This window comes from Oceanicaulis alexandrii DSM 11625 (assembly GCF_000420265.1).
GTDB classification, from domain to species: domain Bacteria; phylum Pseudomonadota; class Alphaproteobacteria; order Caulobacterales; family Maricaulaceae; genus Oceanicaulis; species Oceanicaulis alexandrii.
Genome location: NZ_ATUP01000001.1, coordinates 1,162,139 through 1,188,496, shown reverse-complemented (window position 1 = coordinate 1,188,496; position 26,358 = coordinate 1,162,139). Strand labels below are relative to the sequence as shown.

Annotated in this window: 16 protein-coding genes; 11 read left to right on the top strand and 5 right to left on the bottom strand. The window is 62.7% G+C overall.

Features of this window, described 5'->3' with window-relative positions:
• The first annotated feature begins 92 nt into the window (after window positions 1-92).
• Window positions 93-3,263, top strand: coding sequence for an isoleucine--tRNA ligase (gene ileS / locus G405_RS15130; RefSeq protein WP_022700562.1), 3,171 nt, complete (start codon window positions 93-95; stop codon window positions 3,261-3,263).
• Window positions 3,264-3,283: 20 nt separating this feature from the next.
• On the top strand, window positions 3,284-5,974 hold the full coding sequence (gene leuS / locus G405_RS0105775; RefSeq protein ID WP_022700561.1) for a leucine--tRNA ligase: 2,691 nt from the start codon (window positions 3,284-3,286) through the stop codon (window positions 5,972-5,974).
• Between the two features lie 210 nt (window positions 5,975-6,184).
• Here leuS and G405_RS0105770 read toward each other — a convergent pair whose 3' ends face one another.
• Entirely contained in the window at window positions 6,185-7,207 is a 1,023-nt protein-coding gene (locus G405_RS0105770; protein WP_022700560.1) for a DUF6607 family protein, read from the bottom strand.
• 167 nt (window positions 7,208-7,374) lie between these two features.
• Here G405_RS0105770 and G405_RS0105765 point away from each other — a divergent pair, with 167 nt between their 5' ends.
• The 3 genes from G405_RS0105765 (at window position 7,375) to G405_RS0105755 (ending at window position 12,885) form a co-directional block, all read left to right on the top strand.
• The gene (locus tag G405_RS0105765) at window positions 7,375-9,483 is read left to right on the top strand and encodes a TonB-dependent receptor domain-containing protein (RefSeq protein ID WP_233345993.1); all 2,109 of its coding nucleotides are present in this window, start codon (window positions 7,375-7,377) and stop codon (window positions 9,481-9,483) included.
• Window positions 9,484-9,609: 126 nt separating this feature from the next.
• Entirely contained in the window at window positions 9,610-11,277 is a 1,668-nt protein-coding gene (locus G405_RS15125; RefSeq protein WP_022700558.1) for a carboxylesterase/lipase family protein, read from the top strand.
• 84 nt (window positions 11,278-11,361) lie between these two features.
• Window positions 11,362-12,885: a flavin-containing monooxygenase gene (locus G405_RS0105755; RefSeq protein WP_022700557.1), complete on the top strand. Its 1,524-nt coding sequence runs from the start codon at window positions 11,362-11,364 to the stop codon at window positions 12,883-12,885.
• A gap of 1 nt (window position 12,886) precedes the next feature.
• Here G405_RS0105755 and G405_RS0105750 read toward each other — a convergent pair whose 3' ends face one another.
• Window positions 12,887-14,248, bottom strand: a complete 1,362-nt coding sequence (locus G405_RS0105750) for a DUF1254 domain-containing protein (RefSeq protein ID WP_022700556.1) — start codon at window positions 14,246-14,248, stop codon at window positions 12,887-12,889.
• A 65-nt stretch (window positions 14,249-14,313) separates the two neighbouring features.
• On the opposite strand from G405_RS0105750, the gene ppk2 reads away from it, so the two are divergent.
• Window positions 14,314-15,069 carry a polyphosphate kinase 2 gene (gene ppk2, locus G405_RS0105745; protein WP_022700555.1) on the top strand — a complete coding sequence of 252 codons (756 nt, stop codon included), beginning with the start codon at window positions 14,314-14,316 and terminating at the stop codon, window positions 15,067-15,069.
• 57 nt (window positions 15,070-15,126) lie between these two features.
• Window positions 15,127-16,206 (top strand): DUF2855 family protein, encoded by a 1,080-nt coding sequence (locus tag G405_RS0105740; protein ID WP_022700554.1) that lies wholly within the window; start codon window positions 15,127-15,129, stop codon window positions 16,204-16,206.
• 73 nt (window positions 16,207-16,279) lie between these two features.
• Here the strand turns inward: G405_RS0105740 and G405_RS0105735 are convergent, their stop codons facing one another.
• A complete protein-coding gene (locus G405_RS0105735) occupies window positions 16,280-18,088 on the bottom strand; it encodes an ABC-F family ATP-binding cassette domain-containing protein (RefSeq protein ID WP_022700553.1) in 1,809 nt (602 codons plus the stop codon).
• Between the two features lie 241 nt (window positions 18,089-18,329).
• Here G405_RS0105735 and G405_RS0105730 point away from each other — a divergent pair, with 241 nt between their 5' ends.
• Window positions 18,330-18,947 (top strand): class I SAM-dependent DNA methyltransferase, encoded by a 618-nt coding sequence (locus G405_RS0105730; RefSeq protein WP_022700552.1) that lies wholly within the window; start codon window positions 18,330-18,332, stop codon window positions 18,945-18,947.
• 4 nt (window positions 18,948-18,951) lie between these two features.
• On the opposite strand, the gene G405_RS0105725 is transcribed toward G405_RS0105730, so the two are convergent.
• Entirely contained in the window at window positions 18,952-19,407 is a 456-nt protein-coding gene (locus tag G405_RS0105725) for an Lrp/AsnC family transcriptional regulator (RefSeq protein WP_022700551.1), read from the bottom strand.
• Window positions 19,408-19,538: 131 nt separating this feature from the next.
• Between G405_RS0105725 and G405_RS0105720 the strand changes: the two genes are divergently transcribed.
• Window positions 19,539-20,720, top strand: a complete 1,182-nt coding sequence (locus tag G405_RS0105720; protein ID WP_028284568.1) for a methionine gamma-lyase — start codon at window positions 19,539-19,541, stop codon at window positions 20,718-20,720.
• A 113-nt stretch (window positions 20,721-20,833) separates the two neighbouring features.
• On the opposite strand, the gene G405_RS0105715 is transcribed toward G405_RS0105720, so the two are convergent.
• Complete coding sequence (locus G405_RS0105715) at window positions 20,834-21,601, bottom strand: enoyl-CoA hydratase/isomerase family protein (protein ID WP_028284567.1); 768 nt, start codon at window positions 21,599-21,601, stop codon at window positions 20,834-20,836.
• Window positions 21,602-21,758: 157 nt separating this feature from the next.
• On the opposite strand from G405_RS0105715, the gene G405_RS0105710 reads away from it, so the two are divergent.
• Both G405_RS0105710 and G405_RS17260 read left to right on the top strand, forming a co-directional pair.
• A complete protein-coding gene (locus tag G405_RS0105710) occupies window positions 21,759-24,362 on the top strand; it encodes a valine--tRNA ligase (protein WP_022700548.1) in 2,604 nt (867 codons plus the stop codon).
• A gap of 121 nt (window positions 24,363-24,483) precedes the next feature.
• The gene (locus G405_RS17260) at window positions 24,484-26,313 is read left to right on the top strand and encodes an ABC transporter ATP-binding protein (RefSeq protein WP_022700547.1); all 1,830 of its coding nucleotides are present in this window, start codon (window positions 24,484-24,486) and stop codon (window positions 26,311-26,313) included.
• The last annotated feature ends 45 nt before the right edge of the window (window positions 26,314-26,358 follow it).

Sequence of the window (26,358 nt, the reverse complement as noted above, 5' to 3'; positions counted from 1 at the left end):
GTGCAGGCTTTCCTCCGTGAATGGCATTGTCATGTGACGCGCCAGTTAAAGGCGTGGGGAAGCCGTCAGAAACATGTGAGACGAGGATTGATATGGCCGACGCGACCAAGAGCGACGCCAATACGGCTGAAGGCGCATCCGAGCGCCGTTTTCCTACGGTTCCCGGACCGTCGGAGCTGCCCAAGATCGATTCAGACATTCTCGCCTTCTGGAAACAGGACGGCACCTTCCAGGCCTCGATTGATGAGCGCCCCGAAGACGACCAGTTCGTGTTCTATGACGGCCCGCCCTTCGCCAATGGCTTGCCGCACTACGGGCATTTGCTGACCGGCTTCGCCAAGGACGTCATCCCGCGCTTTCAGACCATGAAGGGCAAGCGCGTCGAACGCCGTTTTGGTTGGGACACCCATGGCCTGCCTGCGGAGCTGTCCGCGGAGAAGGATCTGGGCATTTCCGGGCGCAAGGCCGTGCTGGAAATGGGCATCGACAAGTTCAACGCCGCCGCGCGCGCGGGCGTGATGAAATATGCCGGCGAGTGGGAAGACTATGTCACGCGTTCGGCGCGCTGGGTTGATTTCGAGAACGATTACAAGACGCTCGACACCAGCTTCATGGAAAGCGCGCTGTGGGCGTTCAAACAGCTCTGGGACAAGGGCCTGGTCTATAAGGACTATCGGGTCGTGCCGTATTCCTGGGCCGTGGAATCCCCGCTGTCGAATTTCGAGACCCGTCTCGACAATTCGTATCGCAACCGTACCGATCCGGCCGTCACCGTCGGCTTTGAGCTGAAAGCCGGTCAGGGCGAGTTGTCAGGCGCAAAAATCCTGATCTGGACCACCACGCCCTGGACCCTGCCCTCCAACCTCGCCTGCGCGGCGGGCGCGGACATCACCTACGCCATTATGCAAAAGGGCGAGGAGCGCTTCATTCTGTCCGTGAACGGACTGGAGAAATACAAGAAGCAGCTCGACGGCGCTGAACAAATTGGAACGGTGAAGGGTTCAGAGCTTGCGGGCCTGACATATCACCCGCCGTTTGACTATTTCGTCGGCCGCGAAAACGCGCACCAGATCCTTCTGGAAGACTTCGTCGTCGATGAGGACGGCACCGGCATCGTTCACATGGCGCCGGGCTTTGGCGAGGATGACCTCAACGCCTGCCGCAAGGCGGGCATCGGCGTGGTCGTGCCGGTTGATCAGGCGGGCCGCTACACGAGCGAAATTCCTGATTATGAAGGCCTGTTGGTGTTTGACGCCAACAAGCCGATCATCCAGCGCATGAAGGAAGAGGGCAAACTCTTCCGCCATGACACCTATGATCACAACTATCCCCATTGCTGGCGCACCGACGAGCCGCTGATCTACAAGGCGGTGGATAGCTGGTATCTGAAAGTGTCCGACTTCCGCGAGCGGATGGTCGAGCTCAATCAGGAGATCAACTGGTCGCCGGGACACGTCAAGGACGGCATTTTCGGCAACTGGCTGGCCGGCGCGCAGGACTGGAACATCTCCCGCTCGCGCTTCTGGGGCACGCCGATCCCGGTCTGGGTGTCGGATGATCCCAACTATCCGCGCGTTGACGTCTACGGCTCCATCGAGGAGCTGGAGGCGGAGTTCGGCGTCAAGGTCACCGATCTGCACCGCCCTTACATTGACGAGCTGACCCGTCCGAACCCGGATGACCCCACCGGCAAGTCCACCATGCGCCGCGTTGAGGATGTCTTCGACGTCTGGTTTGATTCCGGTTCCATGCCTTACGCCCAGGTCCATTATCCCTTTGAAAACAAGGAATGGTTTGAGGCGAACTTCCCGGCAGACTTCATCGTTGAATATGTCGCCCAGACGCGTGGCTGGTTCTATACGCTGATGGTGCTGTCGACGATGCTGTTTGACCGGCCGCCGTTCAAGAACGCGATCTGTCACGGCGTGGTGCTCGACGAGAACCGCCAGAAGCTCTCCAAGCGCCTGCGCAATTACCCCGACCCGATGGAATTCTTTGACCAGTACGGTTCGGACGTGATGCGCTGGTTCCTGATCTCCTCGCCGGTGCTCACCGGCGGTGACCTGTTGGTGCCGAAAGAAGGCCGCGAGATCGCCAGTGTGCAGCGCGAAGCGATTGCGCCGCTTCTGAACGCGTATTCCTTCTTCTCGCTTTACGCCAATCTGGAAGACCGCCAGCCGCAGATCATCACCTCGGCGGACGATCCGCTGGACCGTTATATCCTGACCAAGACCGGTGAGCTGGCGAGCGCGGTCGAGGCGGCGCTTGACGGCTATGACGTGCCGCGCGCCTGCAAGGAAGCGACGGCCTTTTTCGACGCCCTGACCAATTGGTATATCCGCCGCTCGCGCGCGCGGTTCTGGGGTTCTGAAGACGAGGCCGCCAAGAACGCCGCCTTTGACACGCTCTATACGGTGCTGGTGAAGGTCTGCCGCGTCCTCGCGCCGCTGCTGCCGATCGTGTCCGAGAAAGTCTACAAGGCGCTGACGGGCGACCGCTCCGTGCATCTGACGCTATGGCCCAAGGCGGACGAGTTCCCGTCTGACCACGCGCTGGTGCGGTCGATGGATCTGGTGCGTGACGCCTGTTCGGCGGCTTTGGCCGTGCGCGAGCGCTCGCGCTTGCGGGTGCGCCTGCCGCTCAAGACCCTCACCATCGTGCATGCCGACAGTGCAGCGCTGGAGCCGTTTTCGGATCTGATCCGGGATGAGGTGAATGTGCGCGCCGTGGCGACCTCCACAGATCTCGACGCCTATGGCCGTGTGGAGCTGAAACCCGATCCGCGCATCGGCAAGCGTCTGGGCAAGGCCATGAAAGACGTGATGGCGGCCTCGCGGTCTGGCGATTTCACCCTCAATGATGACGGCACCGCAAGCGTGGCGGGCCAGACGCTGGCCGCGGAAGAGTTCACCATGCGCGTCGTCACCGATGAAGGCTCGGACGCCGAGCCGTTCGCAGGGACCGGCGCCATCGTGCTCGACACGTCTGTGGATGAAGATCAGGCGCGTGAAGGCCTGGCGCGCGATCTCATCCGCGCCATCCAGACCGCGCGCAAGGATGCGGGGCTCGACGTGTCGGACCGGATCGCGCTGGGCATTTCCGGCGGCGACGCCGTGGCGGCGGCGATTGCGGCGCATGGCGACTTCATTCGCGATGAGACCCTCGCTGTCAGCCTGTCGACCGAGGCGGGCGCAGGCTTTGTCAGCGAGACCGATATTCAGGGCGATGCGGTGCGCATCAGTGTAGAGAAAGCGGCGGCGTAAGCCGTCCGGGACGATAGTCGATGACCGAACAGACCGCATACGAGTTCAACGCCCTTGAGAAGAAGTGGCGCGCGTACTGGACCCAGGCGAAGACGAACGCAACGCCGGACCCCAAGCCGGGCGACAAGACGTTTTACGTGCTCGACATGTTTCCTTACCCGTCCGGGGCGGGTCTGCATGTGGGTCACCCGGTTGGTTATCTGTCTACGGACATTGTCGCCCGCTATAAGCGTATGGCCGGTTACAAGGTGCTGCACCCGATGGGCTGGGACAGCTTCGGCCTGCCGGCCGAACGCTACGCCATGAAGACGGGCGTGCATCCGGAAGTCTCCACCCAGGCCAACATCGCCAACTACAAGCGCCAGATGGACCTTCTGGGTCTGGGCTATGACTGGGATCGCGAGATCCAGACCTCGAGTCCGGACTATTATCACTGGACCCAGTTCATCTTCACCCGGCTCTATAACGCCTTCTATGATGCGGAGGCCGATGCCGCGCGCCCGATCAGCGAGTTGCCGATCCCCGCGGACGTTGAAGCTCAGGGCAAGCTGGCGGTTCAGGAGTATCAGGACGCGCGTCGGCTTGTATATTACGAGACCGCGCCGGTGAACTGGTGCGCGGAGCTGGGCACGATCCTCGCCAATGAAGAGGTCTTTGACGGCAAGTCCGAGCAGGGCTATGAGGTGATCCGCGTTCCGCTCAAACAGGTGAAGATGCGCATCACCGCCTATGCCGAGCGCCTGATCGCTGATCTGGACGCGCTCGACTGGCCTGAAGGCATCAAGGATTCCCAACGCAACTGGATTGGCCGTTCTGAAGGCGTGCAATTGCGCTTCAAGGTGCAGGGCTCGGATCTGGACGTTGAGACCTTCACCACCCGCGTGGATACGCTGGGCGGCGTGACCTTCCTGGCCGTCGCGCCCGAGCATGAACTGCTCGATCAGTTGACGGCGGCTGAGCAGAAGGCGGCAGTCGACGCCTATCGCGACGAGGCTGCGCGCAAATCTGATCTGGATCGCACCAAGGACGCCGAGAAAACCGGCGCGCCCACGGGCAGTTATGCGATCAACCCGGTGACGGGACGCGCCGTGCCGATCTTCGTCGCCGATTATGTTCTGCCTGATTACGGCACCGGCGCGGTGATGGGCGTGCCGGCCCATGACGAACGCGATTTCGCCTTCGCCAACACCTATGGTCTCGACATCGTCCCGGTGATCGACCCCGGCGCCGATGCGCCTGAGCGCGCGGCTGTGTTGGCGGGCCAGAAGTGCTGGACCGAGGACGGCGTCATGTTGGCGGCGCCCGATGAGAGCGGGCTGTATCAGGCCGGCGTGCGCTGGCGCGAGGCGCGCGAGGCGGTGGCCGATCATCTTGAAGCGCAAGGCGTCGGCCAGCGGGTGATCAGCTATAATCTGCGCGACTGGATTTTCGCCCGTCAGCGCTATTGGGGCGAGCCGATTCCGATCATTCACTGGGAGGACGGCACCCGCACCACCGTGCCTGAAGACCAGCTGCCGCTGACCTTGCCGCATATCGACAATTACAAGCCGACCGGGCACGCCGAGTCTCCTGTGGCGCGCGCCGAGGACTGGGTCGAGGTCACCGATCCCGAAACCGGGATGAAGGGGCGCCGCGACACCAACACCATGCCGCAATGGGCGGGCTCTTGCTGGTATTATCTGCGCTTCAAGGATCCCAGGAACGACACGGCCATGGTCGACCCCGCGCTCGAAAAGGCCTGGGGCATGGTCGATCTGTATGTGGGTGGCGCGGAGCATGCGACGCTGCACCTGCTCTATGCCCGCTTCTGGCACAAAGTGCTGTTTGATCTGGGTCTGGTCTCCACCAAGGAGCCGTTCCAGAAGCTGGTGAACCAGGGTCTTCTGACCAGCCACGCCTTCAAGAACGCCCGCGGCATCATCCTGCCGGTCGACGAAGTGGTCGAGCGTCCGGATGGGACGTTCGTCCATGAGCCGTCCGGCGATGTGGTCGAACGCGTGGGCGCGAAAATGTCCAAATCGCTGCACAACGTCGTCACGCCAGATGACGTGGTGGAACGCTTCGGGGCGGACGCCTTCCGCGTGCACATGATGTTCATGGGGCCGGTGGAGGCGATGCGCGAATGGGAGACCGAGAAGGTCTCGAGCGCATTGAAATTCCTGCGCCGTGTCTGGCGGTTTGCGACCGAAGGCCTCGCCAATCCGTCTTCTGAGGAGAGCAAGCCTGTCAGTCTGGCGCTGACCAAGCTGGTGCTCGCGGTCACCGAAGACCTCGATAATCTGCGCCTGAACACCGGCATCGCCGAGCTGATGAAATTCCTCAACGCGGTGGAAGGTCAGCCGGTCTCAAAAGCCGTGCTGGATCAGTTCATCACCGTGCTCGCGCCGTTTGCGCCCTTCATGGCGGAAGAGCTGTGGGAGAAGGCCGGTCACAATCCGTCTGTCTTCGACGCCCAATGGCCGACTGCGAACGAAGCCGATCTGGACGCCGCGATCGAAGAGATCGAAGTGGTGATCCAGGAAGGCGGCAAGCGCCGCGCCACGATCACCCTTGCTCCGGATGCAGATGACCAGACCGTGCGCGACGCGTCGCTGGCGCGTCTCGCCGAGATGGGCAAACCGATCGACGGAGTCGACATGAACCGCGTCATCGTGGTGCGCGACAAGAAATCGGGCCGCGTGAAGCTCGTGAACGTGCCCAAGCTGGGCTAATCCCCAGCGCATGAATGAAGAAAGCCCCGGCGTCACCGCCGGGGCTTTTTTGTATCTAGTCCCCTCTTTCCCGGACTTGGTCCGGGATCCAGAGACCATGAAGCGCTGCGTTTCCGGCTCTGGGCCCCGGCCTGCGCCGGGGAAGAGGGTGGGAGAAACTGAACCCCCGGGTCTCGCTCTCGCTCGCCCGGGAATTCAGCGTTCAGGCCCCTACTCCACGTTCAGTGGAGCGCCGTCTACCGTGATCTGCGCTTCCATCACCTCTGCAGCATGGCTGAAAGCGGTGTCCGCGTCCTGTTCGCCATCAAGCAGGGCCTGTCCTTCGTTCAGGACCGGCATGTAGAGCATGGAGCCTTCCGCATCGTCTGCGGCGGTGAAGCGATCTGCGGTTTCCAGAATCTCGTCCCAGACCGCACGCACATCCGCCCAGTAGTCTTCAGTGCCGTCCCAATAGGCCTGGGCGGCGTGATCGCCTTCAAGGTCATAACGGCGATAGGTGTTGATGCCGTGCTCGCGCACCAGCTCGCGTGTCTGCCCGTCGCGCAGCACGACTTTTGAATTGTCCTGCTCGTGGGTCCAGCCCCAGCTCAGGATCGTGTGCCGGTTCACTGCGTCGATGACGTCGTAATCATCACGCGTGGTCGCGTCGCGGCGAGGCAGCGGGCGCCAGCTGCGCGCCGGCTCCCAGGTGGAGGCTTCCTCTGCATGCTCCCAGCGGGCGATCCCGGCATAGCGCGGGCTGTCATCGACCTGGTAGACGGTTTGAGACCAGGCGCCGCGCGACTGGTCCGGGCTCAGAACGTCCATCGTCCATTCGCCGAAGCCTTGATAGGCCATCAGGCGCGAAGGCTCGTACGCCCAGTCCTGACGCCAGTGCTTGACCACGAACGGGTCTTCCAGATCGCCGACCAGCAACAAATGCTGCAGCGAGATGAAGTCGCCGTCATCGGCGATCACATAGACCACTTCACGCGCGGGGGTGACCTTGGGGTCGGCCAGCTCATACCCGGCCGAGATCGGCAGGAATTCGGTGAAATCAAACGTCACTTCGTACTCGCCCGCCATGGCCAGGATCGCCTGACGGTCCGCTTCCAGGTCCGCCTGTAGAGGACTGTGCGTGTACGGCGCATCAGCGAATGACGCGTTGGGTTGGGCGCCGGTGCTGGCGCAGGCGCTGAGCGACAATGCGGCCAGGCTGGCGGTGGCGAGCGTCATGAAATGAAGTTTGGTCATCTGTGTCCCCCTGTCTGGGTCGCCGCTGCAGAACGGCGATCGGATCGTGGTCAGGCGTTTATCGCCAGTCTGCGATCTGCATAATGCGAAAGATTCTTACTTGCAATCGCAAATGACCTGCGCCATTCAGTCTCGTAATGAGAACGGTTCGCAATCAGGGGCGAGACATGAGACCAATGATTTCCAAATTCGACGGGCGCGGCTGGTTGGCGGCCAGCGTCTCGCTTCTGGCGCTGACAGCGCCGGCGCTGGCCAAGGCTGACGCCGGGCAAGGCGCAGAAGCCAGTGATGTGATCGTGGTCACCGCCACGCGCACCCAGTTGACCAATTTTGACTATCCGGGCCTGACCAGCGCCATCTCGCTGCAGACGCTGGATGAGAACCGACCGACCGACCTGATTGAACTGCTGGAAGATATTCCGGCGCTGCAGGTTTCGGGCGGGCCGCGCCGGACCGGGCAGACCCTGAGCCTTCGCGGGCTGGGGCGCGAAAACGTCACCTTGCTGATTGACGGCGCCCGGCAGAATTTCAACAGCGCCCATGACGGAGTCTTGTTTCTGGACCCGGCCTTGCTGGGGCGGGTGGAGAGCGTTCGCGGATCCGCCTCCTCCTTGTACGGGTCGGGCGCGGCAGGCGGCGTGATCGCTTTTGAGACGCTGGAAGCTGACGATCTTCTGGACGACGGCCAAAGCTTTGGCGTGCGCGCTTCGGCGGGGTATCGCTCGGTCAATGAAGAAAGCCGTGGATCGGTGGCCCTGGTCGGCGATGCTGGAAACTTTGAGGGCGTGGCCGCGCTCAGCGTGCGCCAGTCCGGCGATATCGAGCTGGGCTCAGGCGACGCCTTGACGGTTGAAGACGATATCGTGTCCGGTCTTCTGGGCGGCGAGTGGGATATCAGCGACGCCCTTGAGCTGGAGCTGGGTTGGCTGAGCTTCCGCAATGACAGCGTCGAGCCCAATAACGGGCAGGGCGCGGCAGGCGTGGACAGCCTGAACCCGCTGATGAACAAGGATGTCTCCTCTGACAGCCTGCGCGCAACGCTGCGCTTTGCTCCGTCCAATCCGCTGATCAATCTTGAGACGACGCTCTATCACAATATTGGCGCTGTGGATGAAACCGACGAGAGCATCAACCGCCTCGTCGAGCGGGATCTCACGACGACCGGCATCCGGGCTGAAAACCGCGCCGAGTTCGCTCTGGGCGGTCTCGACTTGGCGCTCGTCACCGGAGTGGAATGGTATGAGGACGAGCAAAAGGGCTTTGACTCCGCCACCCCGACCGGCGTGCGCGGCGGCGTGCCCAGCGGGTCGACCCGTTTCACCGGCGTCTGGGCGCAGCTTGAGAGCACGCTTGATCTGGGCGCGGCGGGCGAGTTGATCGTGCTGCCCGGCGTGCGGTTTGACCAGTTTGAGAGCGAGTCAGACCAGGCCGACAGCAATGATGACGATGCGATCTCCCCGCGCCTCGCCGCGACCTGGGCGCCCAATGACAGCGTGCGCGTGTTTGGCAGCTGGGCCGAGGCGTTCCGGGCGCCGTCGCTGAACGAGCTCTATCTCAGCGACACCCACTTCTCCCTGCCGCACCCGATCCTGGGCGCGCCGGTCTTCATCACCAACAGCTTCATCGCCAACCCCGATCTGAAGCCCGAGCACACCGAAACCCTAGAGATCGGCGCCGCCTTCAGCCATCAGGGCCTGTTCACGGGCGATGACCGGTTCGAGATCAAGGGCGCCTGGTTCCAGACGGACGCCGAAGACCTGATCAATCTCAATGTGGACTTCGCCTTCAACCCCACCTGTTTCGCGCCGCCCTTCCTGCCGTGCTCGGCGGGGACGACGTATTCGGAAAATCTGGCGGAAGCGGAACTGGAAGGCTTCGAGATCGCGGCGGCCTATTCGGTTGGCGCGTTCGAGCTGTCCGGCTCACTCTTTGAAGTGGATGGCGAGAACAAGGCCACGGGCGAGCCGCTGGGCGCGCTGCAGCCGGTGATGGGCTTTGTGAACGCGCGCTACACGTTTGAAGCCCAGCGTCTCACCCTGGGGGGACGCGTGGCTTTTGCGGCGGATTTCGACAAGGCCGACAGCGTCGCGCAAGAGCGTGACGGCTATGCGGTTCTCGATCTGCACGCCGGCTGGACGCCGCTGGCGGATCAGCCGCTTCGCATCAATCTGGGCGTCGATAACGTCTTTGACGAAGACTATGAGCGCGTGTTTGCAGGGGTCTCCGAAGCGGGCCGCAGCGTGCGCATTGACCTGACCTGGACGGGCGCTTGGTAGAGAGGGCCTGACGCCTGTCCCATGAAGGGCGCGTCCGGACGCGGGCGCGCCCTTTTTTCATTCATCGCTTGCCGCTTGCCCGTCGCCGGGACACAGTCCGGGAAAAGCGTATCGGGGAGGCTGTTCATGCGTTTGGGTCTGAAGTTGGCGGCGATCATGTCCGCCCTGTTTGCGGTGTCTGCGTGTACAAGCGTCGAGCCGACGCCCGAGCCGCATCCCGACACGCAAAGACTCCTGTCTTCCGGTCCCGTGGTCGGGTTCTTCAGTGAAAATGGCGCTCCGACCTGGCTGGGCCTGCCGTATGCGCAATCGACAGCCGGGGACAACCGCTGGCGCGCGCCCGCGCCGACGCCGTCCCGTACAGAGCTGTTTGAAGCGTTGCAGCATCCCGAGCCCTGTCCCCAGATCGTCAATCGGCTGAGCACGGAAACCACCGGCTTGCCGGTGGGCGCGCTCTATGGCGCGGAAGATTGCCTGAAGCTTGATGTCTACGCGCCCGCCGGGGCGGACGCGGACGGCCTGCCTGTCATGATGTGGATTCATGGCGGCTCGAACACCTGGGGCTACGCCAGCCAGTATGACGGCTCGAAACTGGCTCAGGAACAAGGCGTGGTCGTGGTGGTGGTCCAGTACCGTCTGGGACCGCTCGGCTTTTTCGCCCATCCCGACATTGACGAGGGACAGGGCGCCAATTTCGCGCTGCTGGACCAGGTGGCGGCCCTGAACTGGATCCGGGCTGAAATCGCGCAGTTTGGCGGCGATCCGGACAATGTCACGATCTTCGGTGAAAGCGCGGGCGGCCAGAACGTGGCCGCTTTGCTGGCTTCGCCGCTGGCGTCGGGATTGTTTCATCGCGCGATCGTGCAATCGGGCTTCTTTGACAGTGTTCCGCTGGACGAGGCGCGCAACGGTGACGTCAACAGCGCCATCCCCGCCGCAAACCGCATGGTGCAGGCGCAAGGAAACGCGGATTTGCGCGCGCTTTCGCTGCAGACCGTTTTTGACGCGTATAATCTGGGCGATCCGCGCGCCGAACTGCCCCGCGTCATCGCCGACGGGGTGAGCTTGCCAAGCGCTGGTCTGGCGAGCGCATTCGACAGTCCGGACACCTTTAATGCGGTGCCGGTCATCACCGGCACGAACCGCGATGAAATGAAGCTGTTCAATGCGCTCAATGACGATCTGACGCGCCGTCGGCTGGGTCTGTTCATCTCCATCCGGGACCGAGCGTATTATGACCGGTTGAGCCATTACCAATCGCGGCTCTGGCGTATTCTGGCTGTGGACCGGGCTGCCGAGCGGATGCGGGCGGCAGGCCATGATGAAGTCTGGGCCTACCGGTTTGACTGGGATGAGGGCGGGCGCCTTCTGACCATGGATCTGTCGGAAATTTTCGGCGCGGCGCATGCGATGGAAATCCCATTTGTGTTCAACCATTTTGACTTTTTCGGGCAGTTGGATCGGGCGCTATTCAATCGCAGAAACGCAGACCGGAGGGACGCGCTGGCGGCCAGCATGGGCGCGTACTGGGCGAGTTTTGCGCGAGATGGCGATCCCGGCGCGGCGGGCGGCCCGGACTGGCCCCGCTGGTCCTCTGAAGCGACGCTGATGCGGTTTGATGCGCCGTCCTCTGAACTGATCGCAGGATCGGACAGTCTGTCTGCATTGCTCTCCGATCTCAGCAGCGACCCCGCGCTCAATCCGGCGCAGATCTGTCGTGCGGCGCGGGCGCTGGGCAACTGGCGTGACGAACTGGAGGATCAGATCCTGACGCAGACCGATTGCGCGGCCTGAGGACGATCCCCTCTTGCGACATTGAAGTGAACAGTGTTCACTCTTGTCAGAAAACGAGCGGCTTGATCCGCCAGGGAGGAACTCATGTCGTCCACACTCGCCACGCCCTATGAGGCGGAGCTTGATGTTCTCATTGTCGGGGCGGGTCTGTCCGGCGTCGGCACCGCTTGGCATTTGCAGCATCGCTGTCCGGATCAATCCTATCTGATCCTGGAATCGCGTGAGGCCCTGGGCGGCACCTGGGATCTGTTCCGCTATCCGGGCATTCGCTCTGACAGCGACATGTACACCTTCGGCTACGCCTTCCGTCCCTGGACGGACGGCAAGGTGTTCGCCGATGGCCCCTCCATCCGCAAGTATGTCAATGATACGGCGGAAGAGGCGGGCATTTCCGAGCATATCCGGTATGGCCACAAGGTGATCGGCGCGCACTGGAGCACCGAGGACGCCCGCTGGACGCTGGAAGTCGCCGTCGACGGCTCAAACGAGATCAAGCGTTTTCGCTCGAAATTCATGGTGCTGTGCTCGGGCTATTACCGGTACGAGCATGGCTACATGCCGGAGTTTCCGGGCATGGCGGATTTCAAGGGCGATATCATCCATCCCCAGCTCTGGCCTGAAGACTATGACTACACCGGCAAGCGCGTGGTGGTGATCGGGTCGGGCGCGACGGCGATCACGCTGGTGCCCTCCATGGCGGAGAAGGCGGCCCATGTGACCATGCTGCAGCGATCGCCGAGCTATGTCGCGGCGCGGCCTTCCGTGGACAAGACCGCAGATTTCCTGCGCAAGATTCTGCCGTCCAAGGCCGCCTACTCGCTGACGCGGATCAAGAATGTGCTGCAGGCGATCCTGGTCTTCCAGTTGTCACGGCGCTGGCCGGACTGGGTGAAGAAGGGCGTGCTCAAGGCCATTCAGGACGAGCTGGGCGAAGACTTTGATGTCGAGAAGCATTTCTCGCCCAGCTATCGCCCGTGGGATCAACGCTTCTGCCTGGCGCCGGAAGGCGATTTCTTTGAGGTGCTGAAGTCGGGCGACGCCGATATCGTGACCGATCAGATCGAGCGTTTCACCGAAACAGGAATCGCGCTCAAATCCGGCGAGACGCTGGAGGCGGATTTGATCATTCCCGCCACGGGTCTTGATATGCTGGTGGGCGGCGGCATCGACATCAGCGTGGATGGCGAGCCTTTTGTGGCGCCTGAACACGTCACCTATCGCGGCATGATGTTGTCAGGCGTGCCCAATGCGGCTTTGGCCTTTGGCTACACCAACGCCTCCTGGACGCTGAAAGTGGACCTGACGGCGGAGCGGGTGTGCCGGCTGATCAATCATATGAAGGCGCGCAATCTCGACTATGTGGTGCCGGTCCCGCCCGCAGATCTTGAGACCCTGCCGCTGCTCGATTTCTCGTCCGGCTATGTCCAGCGCGCCTTGCCGACCCTGCCGCGACAGGGGGCGACGACGCCGTGGCGGACCTATCAGAATTATATCCAGGACATGCTGGCGATCCGCTTTGGCAAGCTGGCGGACGGTCATGTCCGGTTCGGCACCGCCGGCGATCAGGTGTTTGACGCCAAGGAGCCGTTCAGCGAGGCGGCGGAGTAGTCTATTCGGGCGTCCGTATCACCGGCGGCATCTCCCACGCGCCGCTCAGAGCGTCCGCCTGGGGTGCGTAGAGCCGCGCCGTGATCGCAAAGGGCTCGCCTGCACGGACGGGCAGCCAGTTGCTGAGTCTTGTGGGCGGGGGCTCGGCGCTGAACGTCAGGGTCAATCCGCCGTCAGCATCACGCACAAGACCTGACTGGCTATGGATCGCATACCGGTCGGAAGGCGTGTCCATCAGATAGCCTTGCGCGTCATAGACCGTGACGGACCAGAAGGCGTTCACGGGCGGCAATTGATCCGCTCCAAAGTGAATCTGGTAGGCATGATCGCCCGTTAACGGCGCGCCTTCGCTGTCGATGTCCGTATTGGGATAAATCGCGTCCTCGGCGCGGTTCGCCCCAAGGCCGATCAGGGCGACGCCCGCGCGCAGCGCATAATCCTCACCATACTCGCCGACGCCCTCTCGCAAGGTGCGCCAGTGTGTGGGGCCATAAGGGCGGTCGCGCAATCCCTCCTCAAGACGCTGCCGCGCGACGGAAACGCCGCGATTCACCGCCCAACGCGCCAGCGGCCCCAGCTTTCCAGGAGTGTCTTCCGACTGCGGTCCATAGCCCAGCGGTGTGAGCGCATTGAGGGCGTCTGGATCAGGGTCAGAGGCGGACATCACCTCCGCCATGCGGGTGAAAAACGCGTCAGCGCTCAGGGCGTTCACATACTCCGGCGGCAAGCTGTCGATGGGCGCGGGCCGCGCTATGGGAGCTTCGCCGGTCAGGCGCACAGCGTCTTGAAGCGCATGGATCGGGGCGAGGTCTTCGCCGGGCGCAATGGCGATGCGACCGATCAGCCAGGCGGTGTGAGTGGGAACGGTCATCACCGCCATGCTCGTGTCATCCGGACGGGGCTGGTCCGGGCCGAGGATCAGGACGTCCTGCGGGCCTGGACCGTTCAGCCGTCGGCTGGGCGCGCCTGCGACGTCGGTCCAGGCGTCCAGCACCTGAAACATCCAGTCGCGGTCATCAAAGTCCGGCGTGCTCAGCAGGAGGGGGCCTTCAGACAGGTCGAGAAAGGCCAGCGTGTACAGCGTATCGAGATTGGGGCGGACGACGGTGCGGTCTTCATGGGTCGGCCGCGTGCGCCGGTGATAGAGCGTGTTCAGGGCTGGGGTCTCGGCACGCGCCAGAAAGGCCTGACGGGTGACATCGCTGAGCACCAAGGGGTAGCCATAGATATAGGCGTGGCCGGACCGCTCGCCGAGCGCGCGCATGCCCAGCCCTTCGGGGTTTCTGGTCAAGGCGGGCCATGCGCCGATCGTGATGAGCCCCATCACGATCACCAGTCCCGCCAACACGATGATCTGTCGCATGTCTCGCCCTCTGCCCGGAGCGGATCAGCCTTGCGCGCTTATCCGACACGCGCAAGGCTGAAGCCATGGACAAGGATTTGTATAAAGCCGAGCTCTACCCGCTTCAGGTCAATCTGGTGGCGCTTCAGCGTCATCTGATCGCGGATGACCGCAAGCTTCTGGTGATCTTCGAGGGGCGAGACGCCGCCGGCAAGGACGGCGTCATCAAGCGCATCGTGCAGCATCAGTCGCCGCGCGAAACGCGCGTGGTCGCGCTGGGAAAGCCGTCTGACCGGGACCGGGCGAGCTGGTATTTCCAGCGCTGGGTCAATCATTTGCCGTCACAGGGTGAAATGGTTTTGTTCAACCGCTCCTGGTATAATCGCGCCGGGGTCGAGCGGGTGATGGGATTCTGCTCCGAGCAGGAATATGTGCGCTTTCTGCGTGATGTGGACCCGTTTGAAACCTTGCTGGTGGATGATGAGCTGATCGTGCTCAAATACTATCTCGACCTGTCCCGCGACGAGCAGGCGGACCGGCTGGAAGCGCGCAAGAGCGATCCGCTGAAAACCTGGAAGATCTCGCCCATCGACGCCGTGGCGATGGAGAAGTTTGACGCCTATTCCGAGGCGCGCAACGCCATGCTGGCCGCAACCGGCGACGCCGCCCCCTGGCGGGTGGTGAAGGCGGATGACAAGCGAGCGACACGCTTGGCGGTGATTCGGGATCTTCTCTCTGCGGTCCCCGGCATTGAGTATCCCTATCCGCTCGGTCCGGCGGACCTGGATGTGCTGCGGATCTGGTCAAAGGGTGACAGACCGACAGACTTTCTGGAACATTAGTGCTTAACTAACATTCGATGAGGCGGATCACCGCCCGCGCAATTTGGGGAGGACGCCATGGGTTGGGCCCTGGCCATCAACAAAGCCGATATTTCCGACGCCAAGCTGGTGGACACCCAGCCGCAGCCGTTGAGCGACGGGCAGGCGCGGCTTGCGATCAAACGCTTTGCGCTGACCGCCAACAACATCACCTACGCCGCGTTTGGCGCGCCCATGCGCTATTGGGACTTTTTCCCCGCTGAGGACGGTTCAGGCCGCCTGCCGGTCTGGGGCTTCGCCGATGTGGCGGAAAGCAAAGCGTCCGGTCTTGAGGTCGGCGAGCGGGTCTATGGCTATTGGCCGGCGGCGGACGAAGTGGTCCTGACCGTGGATGCGGTGAAACCCGGCTCGTTTCAGGATGTCTCGCCCCATCGCGCAGACCTGCCGGGCGCCTATAACCGCTATGTGCGCTGCGCGGGTGATCCGGGGTATGCGCCCGAGCGTGAAGCCGCGCAGATGGTGCTGCAGCCGCTGTTCATCACCTCCTTCCTGATTGACCTGCATTTGCGCGACCATGATTTTCTGGGCGCCGGGCAGATCACCCTGACCAGCGCGTCGTCCAAGACGGCGCTGGCTCTGGCGCATCTGCTGCACGCTGATCATCCTGAGGGCGTGAAAATCGAGGCGCTGACCTCGGCGCGGAATAAGGGTTTTGTCGAGGGCGCCGGCTATTACGACGTGGTCAGCACCTATGACGAGATCAAAGACTTCAAGTCTGAACCGCGCCGTCTGGTGGTGGATTTCGCTGGAGATTCCAAAGTGAACATGGCGATCCATGAGACGCTGGCGGACAGTCTTGTGGGCAATATCCGGGTTGGCGGCGCCCATTGGGAAAACTCCGCCCCGCCCGGCGCCATGCCGGGGCCGAAACCGGTGTTCTTCTTTGCGCCCGACCATGTGCGCGACCGCATGAAAGCCTGGGGCAGCGAGGAATTCGGCCGCCGCTATGGCGCGGCCTGGATGAGCTTCGCCGAGGCGGGTCAGAAACTGTTTGAAGAGCAGGAGCTGGAGGGCGGCGAGGGTGCGCTCAAGGCTTATGACGCGCTGATCGGTGGCCAGTTCGACGCCGCCGCCGCCATGACGATCAAGCTGGGGTAGGGTCTGGCTTTCCCCTCTCCCCCTTGAACAAGGGGGAGAGGGACGCTCACAAGCGTCGTGTTGTTTTCTGCGCTCACCCGCCTTCAATCTCTTCGCGCAGCATTTCAAGCTCCAGCCAGCGTTCTTCCTTGGCGGCTTTGTCTTCAGTGAGCCTGGCGTGCTCTTTCGTGGCGGCGTTGAAGCGATCAGGGTTCTTCATGAACAGATTGGCGTCCGCCAGCTCGGTTTCGAGCTGAGCGAGACTCGCTTCGATTTTTTCGATCTCGCCGGGCAGGGTCTCAAGGGCGTGCTTGTCCTTAAAACTCAGCTTTCCGCTGGACTTGGTTTTGGGCTTGTCGACTTTCGCCTTGCCGGCTTTGGCGACTTTCTCTTCGGCCTTGCGCGCTTTCACGCCTTCGCCGCGCTGGTCGATCATGTCCGAATAGCCGCCGGCATAGACCTGCCAGACGCCATCTGATTCCCAGGCGATGGTCATTGTCGCGGTGCGGTCGATGAAATCGCGGTCGTGACTGACCAGAAGCGCGGTGCCGTTATAGTCGCCGATCAGTTCTTCCAGAAGATCCAGCGTTTCCAGATCAAGGTCGTTGGTCGGTTCGTCCAGCACCAGAAGGTTCGAGGGCAAGGCCAGGGCGCGCGCCAGCATCAGGCGGGCGCGTTCGCCGCCGGACAGAGCGTGCACGGGCGTGCGGGCCTGTTCGGGGCTGAACAGGAAATCTTTCATATAGGCCTGAACGTGCTTGGTCTTGCCTGCCACCTCGATGCGCTCGCCGCCGCCCGGCGCGATGGCTTCAGTGACCGTCCACTCCGGCTTCAGCGCCGCGCGGCGCTGGTCCAGGCTGGCGATCTCGAGATTGGTCCCGAGCTTCACTGTGCCGGAATCCGGTTCGATCTGACCGGTCAGCACCTTGATCAGCGTGGTCTTGCCCGCGCCATTGGGCCCCACAAGGGCGATCCGGTCGCCGCGGGCGATCTTGATGGACAGATCGGTGAAGATCGGGCGTCCGTCATAGGCCTTGCTGATATGTTCGGCCTCGATCACCAGCTTGCCCGACCGGTCCGCTTCGCTGACCGACAGGCTGGCGGCGCCTTGTGGGCCGCGCCAGTTCTTCAGGTCCGACTTCATGGACTGCAGCTCGCCCACGCGGCGCACATTGCGCTTGCGGCGGGCGGTCACGCCATAGCGCATCCAGTCTTCTTCGCGCGCGATCTGGCGTTCCAGCTTGTGACGCTCAAGCTCTTCGGCCTCAAACACCTCGTCGCGCCAGCTCTCAAAATGCGCAAAGCCGCGATCGAGCCGCCGGGTCGTCCCGCGGTCGATCCAGATCGTCTGCCGGGTCAGGTTTTCCAGAAAGCGCCGGTCGTGACTGATCAGAACCAGCGCGCCGCGATGGGCGTTCAGCTCGCTCTCCAGCCATTCGATGGCGGGCAGGTCGAGGTGGTTGGTGGGCTCGTCCAGGAGCAGGATGTCGGGCTGGGGCGCAAGCGTGCGCGCCAACGCCGCCCGGCGCGCCTCGCCGCCCGACAGGGTGGCGGGGTCGGCCTCGGGATCAAGCCCCAGATGTTCGGCCAGATAGTCGGCGCGATAGGCGTCGTCCCCGGGCGCCAGACCGTCGCGGATATAGGCGATGACGCTGTCATAACCTGTCAGGTCAGGCTCTTGCGGAAGGTAGCGCAAGGTGGAGCCGGGGTGCACGAAGCGCTCGCCGCTATCGGCCTCGATGATGCCCGCCGCGATTTTCAGGAAGGAGGATTTGCCCGATCCGTTCCGTCCCACAAGGCCGATACGCTCATTCTCGCGCACGATCAGGTCGGCGCCGGTGAGCAGGGGCGTCGCCCCAAAGGTGAGGCGGGTGTCGGTGAGGGTCAGTAGCGGTGCGGACATGACTTAGCCGTTAGCGGAGGGGCGCAGCGCTGTCACCCTCCCAGATCAGGATGCGAGGGGGTTGAGGCGCAACTCCGTCAAGTTGTTTTGAGGCAGATGTGCAACCGGAAAAGAAAAATTCATATAAAAATACTGGATAATTGAAAATCGATTTGAAAATAACGAGTAAGTCCATGAAATGGATTCCGTCTCTGATTTCGTTTATAAGTAATCAGATTGCTAGCTTGTGGAGAAAAGAACCGTGAAATCTGAGAATGAGATTCTTGACCGGATTTACAACTTGAGTGGCGATCCTGAAGAGTGTCGAGATGCTTATAAGGATTGGGCGGAGAACTATGACACCGATACCGTGGAGGGCATGGGCTATGTGGCGCCGGCCGTCGCCAGCGACAAACTCCGCGCGCTCCATCCCGACACCGCCATCCGCATCCTGGATGCCGGTTGCGGCACGGGGCTCGCCGGTCTTGAGCTGAGCAAGCGCGGCTACGCCCATGTGGACGGCATGGACCTGTCCCCCGACATGCTCACTCTGGCGCGCCGCAAGGAGGTCTATGAGGACCTGCGCGAAGCGGATATGACCGAAAAGCTCGATTATTCCGACAACGCCTATGACGCGATCATCTGCGTCGGCGCATTCACCCACGCCCATGTGGGGCCGCAAGGCTTTGACGAGCTGGTGCGCATTACGCGTCCCGGCGGCAGCATTGTCGCGACGGTGCATGAGGATGTCTGGGACGAAGACAAATACCCCGCCCACCTCAAGGCGCTTGAAGCGTCCGGCAAGGCCAGGATCCGCGAGGCGGATGAAGCGGACTATCATGTCCACAAATGCCGGCTGGTGGTGCTGGAGCCCGTCTGAGGGCTCAGTCCAGCGGCAGGGCTGTCGTGCGTTTGACCGTGCCGAAGGCGAAGCTCGTTTCTACGGCGGCGATGCCCGGTACCGGATGCAACCGCTCGCGCATGAAGCGCTCATACCCAGCCTGGCTGTCGACCACGACCTGCAGCAGATAATCCTCAGCCCCGGAGGTGAGGTGGCATTCGAGCACTTCATCGAGCCGTAAAATCGCCTTTTCAAATCCGCTGACCGTGGCGGGGGCGTGGTTCGCCAGCTTGATGCGCAGGAAGGCGGTGATGGGCAGGCCCGCCTTTGTGCGGTCAAGAAGGGCGGCATATCCGGTGATCAGCCCCCGCTCTTCCAGAGCCCTCACGCGTCTCAGGCAGGGTGAGGGCGACAGGCCGATCTGGTCGGCCAGGGCCTGGTTGCTGATGCGTCCATCTTGCTGGAGCGCGGTGAGAAGGCGTCGATCTGTGCTGTCCATGGGCACATATTAGCAGAATCTGCCAAATTGAACACAGTTCGGGGCTGAAATGGCAAGCCTCTGCTCGTCCGTCCCCTGTAGTCTTCCGCGTGTCAGTCAGGGAGGACGACGTCGTGGACGGATCAGCACCAATCACCCGCCAACCCGGTTTTTCCACCCGCGCCATTCACGCGGGGTATGAGCCGGCCCAAGAAGGTGGTGCGCTGGTCCCTCCGCTGCATCTGTCATCCACCTTCGCTTTTGAAACGGTCGAAGATGCGGGCGCCGCGTTTTCCGGCGAGCGGCCCGCCCATTTCTATACCCGCATCTCCAACCCCACGCTGGATCTTCTGGAGCGGCGGATCGCCGATCTCGAAGGTGCGGCGGCGGGTGTCAGCTTTGGCTCCGGCATGGGCGCGATCACGTCCGTCCTATGGAGCCTTCTGGAGCCGGGTGATGAAATCCTCGCCGACAAGGCGCTCTATGGCTGCACCTTTTCGTTCCTGAATCACGGGCTCGCCCGGTTCGGGATCAAGGTGCGCCATGTGGACATGAGCGATATCGACGCGGTGATCGCAGCGTTCAGCGACAAGACCCGCGTGGTCTATTTTGAAACCCCCGCCAATCCCACCATGACCTTGGTGGACATCGCCGCCGTGTCAGCGGTCGCGCGCGCCCATGACGTGCTGACGGTGGTCGATAACACTTACGCCACGCCGCTGATCACCCGGCCGATTGAACTGGGCGCGGATGTGGTGGTGCATTCGGCCACCAAATATCTCGGCGGTCATGGCGATCTGGTGGCCGGGATCGCGGTCGGTTCGGCCGAGGTGATGGAGCGGGTGCGGCTTTATGGCCTGAAAGACATGACGGGCGCGGCGCTGTCGCCGTTCAACGCCATGCTGATCCTGCGCGGGCTTAAAACCCTGTCCCTGCGGATGGAGCGCCACAGCCAGACCGGACTGGCCGTTGCGCGTTGGCTTCACGCCCATCCCCAGGTGCGCACGGTGGCATATCCGGGCCTTGAAGACGGGCCTCAATACGCGCTCGCCAAGGCCCAGATGCGCCATTTCGGCGGCATGATCGCGTTCGAGCTTGAGGGCGGCTATGAGGCGGGCGTGACGATGATGAACGCCATGAAGCTGGCGCTGCGCGCCGTGAGCCTTGGGGATGCGGAAACCCTGATCCAGCACCCGGCCTCCATGACCCATTCCGCCTACAGCCCGGAAGAGCGCGCGCTGCACGGCATCTCAGACGGGCTGGTGCGCCTGTCGGTGGGGTTGGAGGATGCAGACGACATCCTCGCCGATCTCGAACAGGCGCTGATGGCTTAGGAGTTTTGAAACCCCGGCCAAGCGCAGCGCAGAGCCGGGGCCTCCATCAGGATGAGGCGCTTTTCGCGGAGGGAGGTCCCGGATCGCTGCGCGTCCGGGAATTCAGATGTTCTCTACTTCACGACCCGCAGGAACCCGCCGATACGATTGAGCGTATCGGTGATCTCGGGGAAGTCCTTGGCGCCTTCCGCCGCGATTCCGGCGGGCACGTCATGGGTCTCGGCGATGGCGTGCAGCGTCTTGTAGGCGGCGACGGTCGCGGGATCGTTGGCCGCAATGTCCCTGGCCAGTGAGGCGACGGCGTCGTCCAGCGCGTCCTTGCTGTCATGACTGGCGTTCGCCAAACCCCAGGCGGCGGCGTCTTTTCCGCTGAAGGTGCGCGCAGAGTAGGAAATCTCCTTGGCGCGGCGCAGCCCCACCGCATCCACCAGGGTCTGGCTCATCCCCCAAGTGGGGCGAATGGCGAATTTGGCGTGAGTGTCGCCGAACTTGGTGTCGTCGGTGGTGTGGATGAAGTCGCAATGCAGGGCGAACTCCAGCGCGCCGGTGAAGCAGGCGCCGTGCACTTTGGCGATGACGGGTTTGGAGCTGGCGCGCACCGCCTGCATGACCCGGCTGGCGGGTTCGTCAAACACTGACCCGACCCGGCCCGCTTTCGGCTGGGCGCCCGACAGCACTTTCAGATCCACACCGGCGCTGAAGGCCCGGCCTGCGCCCTCGACGATGATCACCGACGGGCCATTGGCGCTTTCGGCGCGGTGAAAGGCGTCGATCAGTTCTTCAAGCATGGGCGGGATCAGCGCATTCATCGCGTCAGGCCGGTGCATGCGGATGGTCAGCACGGCGTCGTCGCGATAGGTCTGAATATGGTCGTAAGTCATCTGCGCCTCTTTGCGTCGACCGCGCATTCGACAGGCGGTCACGTCAAGCCTGATCGGTTCTGGCGCCACGCTAGCTGTGCTCGTCTTTTGCGTCAGCAAAAAATCGTCTAAGACCAGCCTCCCTTCCGCTTTCTCATCAGACATATCGGTCCGCCACATGAAACCGTTTCCCAACAAGTACGACGCCAAAGCCTCTGAAGCCGCCCTGCGCGCCCGCTGGGCCGAGGACGACGCCTTCGTCTGGGATCCGAGCGCGCCGGCGGACTCTGATTATGTGATCGACACGCCGCCGCCGACTGTGTCGGGGGCGCTGCATGTGGGCCATGTCTATTCCTACACCCAGACCGACATCATGGCGCGCTATATGCGGATGAGCGGCCGAAACGTGCTTTATCCCATCGGCTGGGACGACAATGGTCTGCCGACCGAGCGCCTGGTGGAGAAGGTCAAGAAAGTGCGCGGCGGGACCATGTCGCGCGAAGACTTCGTGGCGCTGTGCAAAGAGGTGATCCCGCCTTACGAGCAGCAATTCCGCGATCTGTTCTCGCGTCTGGCTTTGTCTGTGGACTGGAGCCGCGAATACCAGACCATTTCCGACGAGAGCCGGACCGTCAGCCAGATGTCTTTCCTGGACCTGTTCCACAAGGGCCTGCTGGAGCGCCGCCTTGAGCCGACCCTGTGGGATCCGGCTGACCGCACCGCCATCGCCCAGGCCGAGGTCGAGGAGACCGAGCGCGAAGGCAAGCTCAACTATATCCCGTTCGAGATTGAGGGCGGCGGGCTGGAGCCTGCGATCATCGCCACCACGCGCCCCGAACTGATCGGCGCGTGCGGCGGCCTGATGATCCACCCTGATCATCCGCGTGCGGCGGAGCTGATCGGCAAGCGCGCCATCAGCCCGCTCTATAACGTGCCGGTCGAGATTTACGCCGAGGACACGGTGGACCCTGAAAAGGGCACCGGCATCGTGATGTGCTGTACGTTTGGCGATGTCACAGACATCCAGTGGTACCGCACCCACAAGCTGCCCCTGCGCCTCGTCATCGATCAGGCCGGCAAGATGATCGACACGCTGCCGCTGGGGACGGACGACTGGCCGTGTCAGGACCTTGAGAGCGCGAAAGCGACCATGGCGGCGCTGGCGGGCCTGAAGGCGGCGAAAGCCAAGGAGGCGATCCTTGAGCTGCTGATCGAAAAAGATCTGGTGATCAAGCAGGAAGCCACCCATCAGGTGATCCCGATCGCGGAACGCTCCGGCGCGCCGCTTGAGATCATCGTCACTCCGCAATGGTTCATCCGCACCCTCGATTTCAAGGAGCAGATCCTTGAGAAGGGCCGCGAGATCACCTGGCGTCCCGAATACATGCGCCAACGCTTTGAGTCCTGGGTGGACGGACTGAAATGGGATTGGTCGATCTCGCGCCAGCGCCATTTCGGCGTGCCGCTGCCGGTCTGGTATTCCAAGCGTCCCGGCGAGGAAGGCAAGATCCTTGTTCCGTCCAAGGACCAGCTGCCGGTCGACCCGACCACCGACCTTCCGGAAGGCTATGCGGCCCATGAGGTCGAGGGTGAGCGCGATGTGATGGACACCTGGGCGACGTCATCTGTCAGCCCCCAGCTCAACACGCGCTCGATCAATGAAGACTATGCGCTGGATATCGAGGCGCACCGTCGTCAGTTCCCGATGGCGCTGCGTCCGCAGGCGCACGAGATCATCCGCACCTGGGCGTTCTACACCATCGTCAAGGCGCTGCATCACGAGAACAAGGCTCCCTGGTCCAACATCGCCATTTCGGGCTGGTGCCTGGCGAGCGACGGCTCGAAAATGTCAAAATCCAAGGGCAATGTGATCGATCCGATCAAACTGCTCGACGAATATGGCTCCGATCCGGTGCGCTACTGGACCGGCACCTCGCGCCTCGGCCAGGACACGGCGATGTCGCCCAACACCCTTAAACAGGGCAAGCGTCTGGTCACCAAGCTGTGGAACGCCTCAAAGCTCGCCGCGATGAGCCTGGAAGCCGCCGACGCCGCGGGCGCGCTGAAGCCGACGACGCCGAAAGCCGATATCGAGAGCGGGCTGATCAGCCATCCGCTGGATCAATGGCTGTTGGGCGAATTGTCCCAGACCATCGCCAAGGCGACCAAGGCGTTCGAGAACTACGAGTACGCCGCGGCGCAGCGTGATATCGAGGATTTCTTCTGGCGCACCTATTGCGACAACTATCTGGAAATCGTCAAACGTCGCACCCGGTTTGAAGGCCAGCCCAATGCCGATGAGATCTCGGCGGTGCATACGCTGTGGCATGCGACCGACGCCCTGATCCGCCTGTTCGCGCCGTTCATTCCCTATGTGACCGACGCGTTGTACGAGGTCATGATCGGGGACCGCGAGGGCGCGCCTTCAACGGTTCATGCGCGCGGCATGTGGCCGAAAGCGGACGCGCAAGCGCCGACGGGGGTTTTCGCCGCGGAAGGCGAGGCCTTCGTCCAGATCCTGGCCGCCGCGCGGAAGGTGAAGTCTGAAGCGCAGGTCTCCATGAAGACCGCGGCGAACACGCTGACCATTTCAGGGCAGGGCGCTGGCTCGGTCGCTGCGCTGATCGGCGAGACGGCCGAAGACCTCAAGGCTGTGACGAGCGCGGGCGAGATCGTCCGGGCTGAAACCGCGCCGGCTGGCGTCGCCTCGGTCCCCTCGCCAGACGAGCGTTTCACCGTGTCCATGGATCTGATCATCGAGGAGAAGAAGGCGGAGGGCTGACCCTGCGTCTTGCCGCTCGCGGCGCCGCTGGTCCTGCGGCGCCGAGAGCGCTGGCGTTGAGGCGCGCAACAGCTATTGTGCAGGACTTTCCATAGAAGTCTCTGCCTCTGGAGCCACCGTTTTGACTGCCAAAGCTGCGCCGATCTTTCAGGTATCCGACCTCAATGTGCGTTTTGACACGCCTGATGGTGAAGTCCACGCCGTCCGCGGGGTCAATCTGGAAATCTCGCCGGGCGAATGCCTCGCCGTGGTGGGAGAGTCCGGATCCGGCAAGAGCCAGACCTTCCTGGCGGCCATGGGGCTTCTCGCCTCCAACGGCAAAGCGGAAGGCTCGATCAAATACGCCGGTCAGGAAATCCTGAACCTGCCGCCCTCCAAGCTCAATGCGGTGCGCGGCAAGTCCATGACGATGATTTTCCAGGACCCGCTGACCTCGCTGACCCCGCACATGAAAGTGGGCTCCCAGCTTGAGGAAGTTCTGAAGATCCATACCGACCTGCGGGGCGACGCCGCCACCAAGCGCTGCCTGGACTGGCTGGAGCGGGTTCGTATTCCCGAGGCCGCGCGCCGTCTCAAGCAGTATCCGCACGAGCTGTCAGGCGGCATGCGCCAGCGCGTGATGATCGCCATGGCGATGCTGTGTGAACCTGATCTGCTGATCGCGGACGAGCCCACGACTGCGCTTGACGTGACCGTTCAGGCCCAGGTTCTGGACATCATGGACGAGCTCAAGGCGGAAACCGGCGCGGCGATTGCGCTGATCACCCACGATATGGGCGTGGTCGCGCGCATGGCCGACCGGGTGCAGGTCATGAAGCATGGCGAGTATGTGGAAGGCGGCGATGTCTATGACATCTTCAACGCCCCCTCGCACGCCTATACCCAGATGCTGCTGGACGCCATGCCGCGCATCGACCAGCCCGACAAGCCCGGCCATGAAGCCCTGCCGCCGCATGAAGCCATCGGCGAGGACAAGGCGCTGCTCGTGGCCGATGACGTCAAGGTGCATTTCCCGGTCGTGGTCGGCGGCGGACTGTTCCCCAAGACCAAGCCCCTGAAGGCTGTGGACGGGGTCAGTTTCGAACTCAAAGAGGGCGAGACGCTCGGCATTGTGGGCGAGTCCGGCTGCGGCAAGTCCACCCTGGCGCGCGCGGTTCTGCGTCTGGTGCCCGCCAGCGCCGGCTCGGTGAGCTGGATCGGCAAGGATCTGCTCTCGCTCAAGCCCAAAGACATGCGCGATGCGCGTGAGGATCTGCAGATCGTCTTCCAGGATCCGCTGGCCTCCCTGAACCCGCGCATGAGCATCGGCGCCTCTATCGCCGAACCCATGCTGACCTTCCGCAAGGGCATGTCGTCCAAGGAGCGCGAGGTCGAGGTCAAGTCGATGATGGAGCGGGTCGGCCTCGATCCGAACATGATCAACCGCTATCCGCACGAATTGTCCGGCGGCCAGAACCAGCGCGTGGGAATCGCCCGCGCGATGATCCTGAAGCCCAAGCTGGTGATTTGCGACGAGGCTGTGTCCGCGCTCGACGTGTCCATCCAGGCGCAGATCATCGAGCTGCTGATCGGACTTCAGAAGGATTTCGGCCTGTCCATGCTGTTCATCTCCCACGACCTGTCGGTCGTGCGCGAGGTGTCTCACCGGGTCATGGTGCTGTATCTGGGCCGCATTGTGGAGCTGGCGGATCGCGAGGCGATCTATACCGACGCCCGCCATCCCTACACCCAGGCCCTGATCAGCGCGGTGCCGATCCCGGATCCCGAGATCGAGAAAAATCGCGAACGTCTGGAGTTGACCGGCGACCTTCCCAGCCCGCTCGACAGCCGCGCCCAGCTGCGCTTCATGAAGTCCAAGCTGATTGATGATCCGGATGCTGAGCAATACCGCCCGCAGCTGATCGAAGTGGCGCCCGGTCATTGGGTCGCCGAGCACGATCCGATCAAATAAGGCGCAGCAAGGGATAAATCCCAGCTTTTAACGGGAATTCATTTG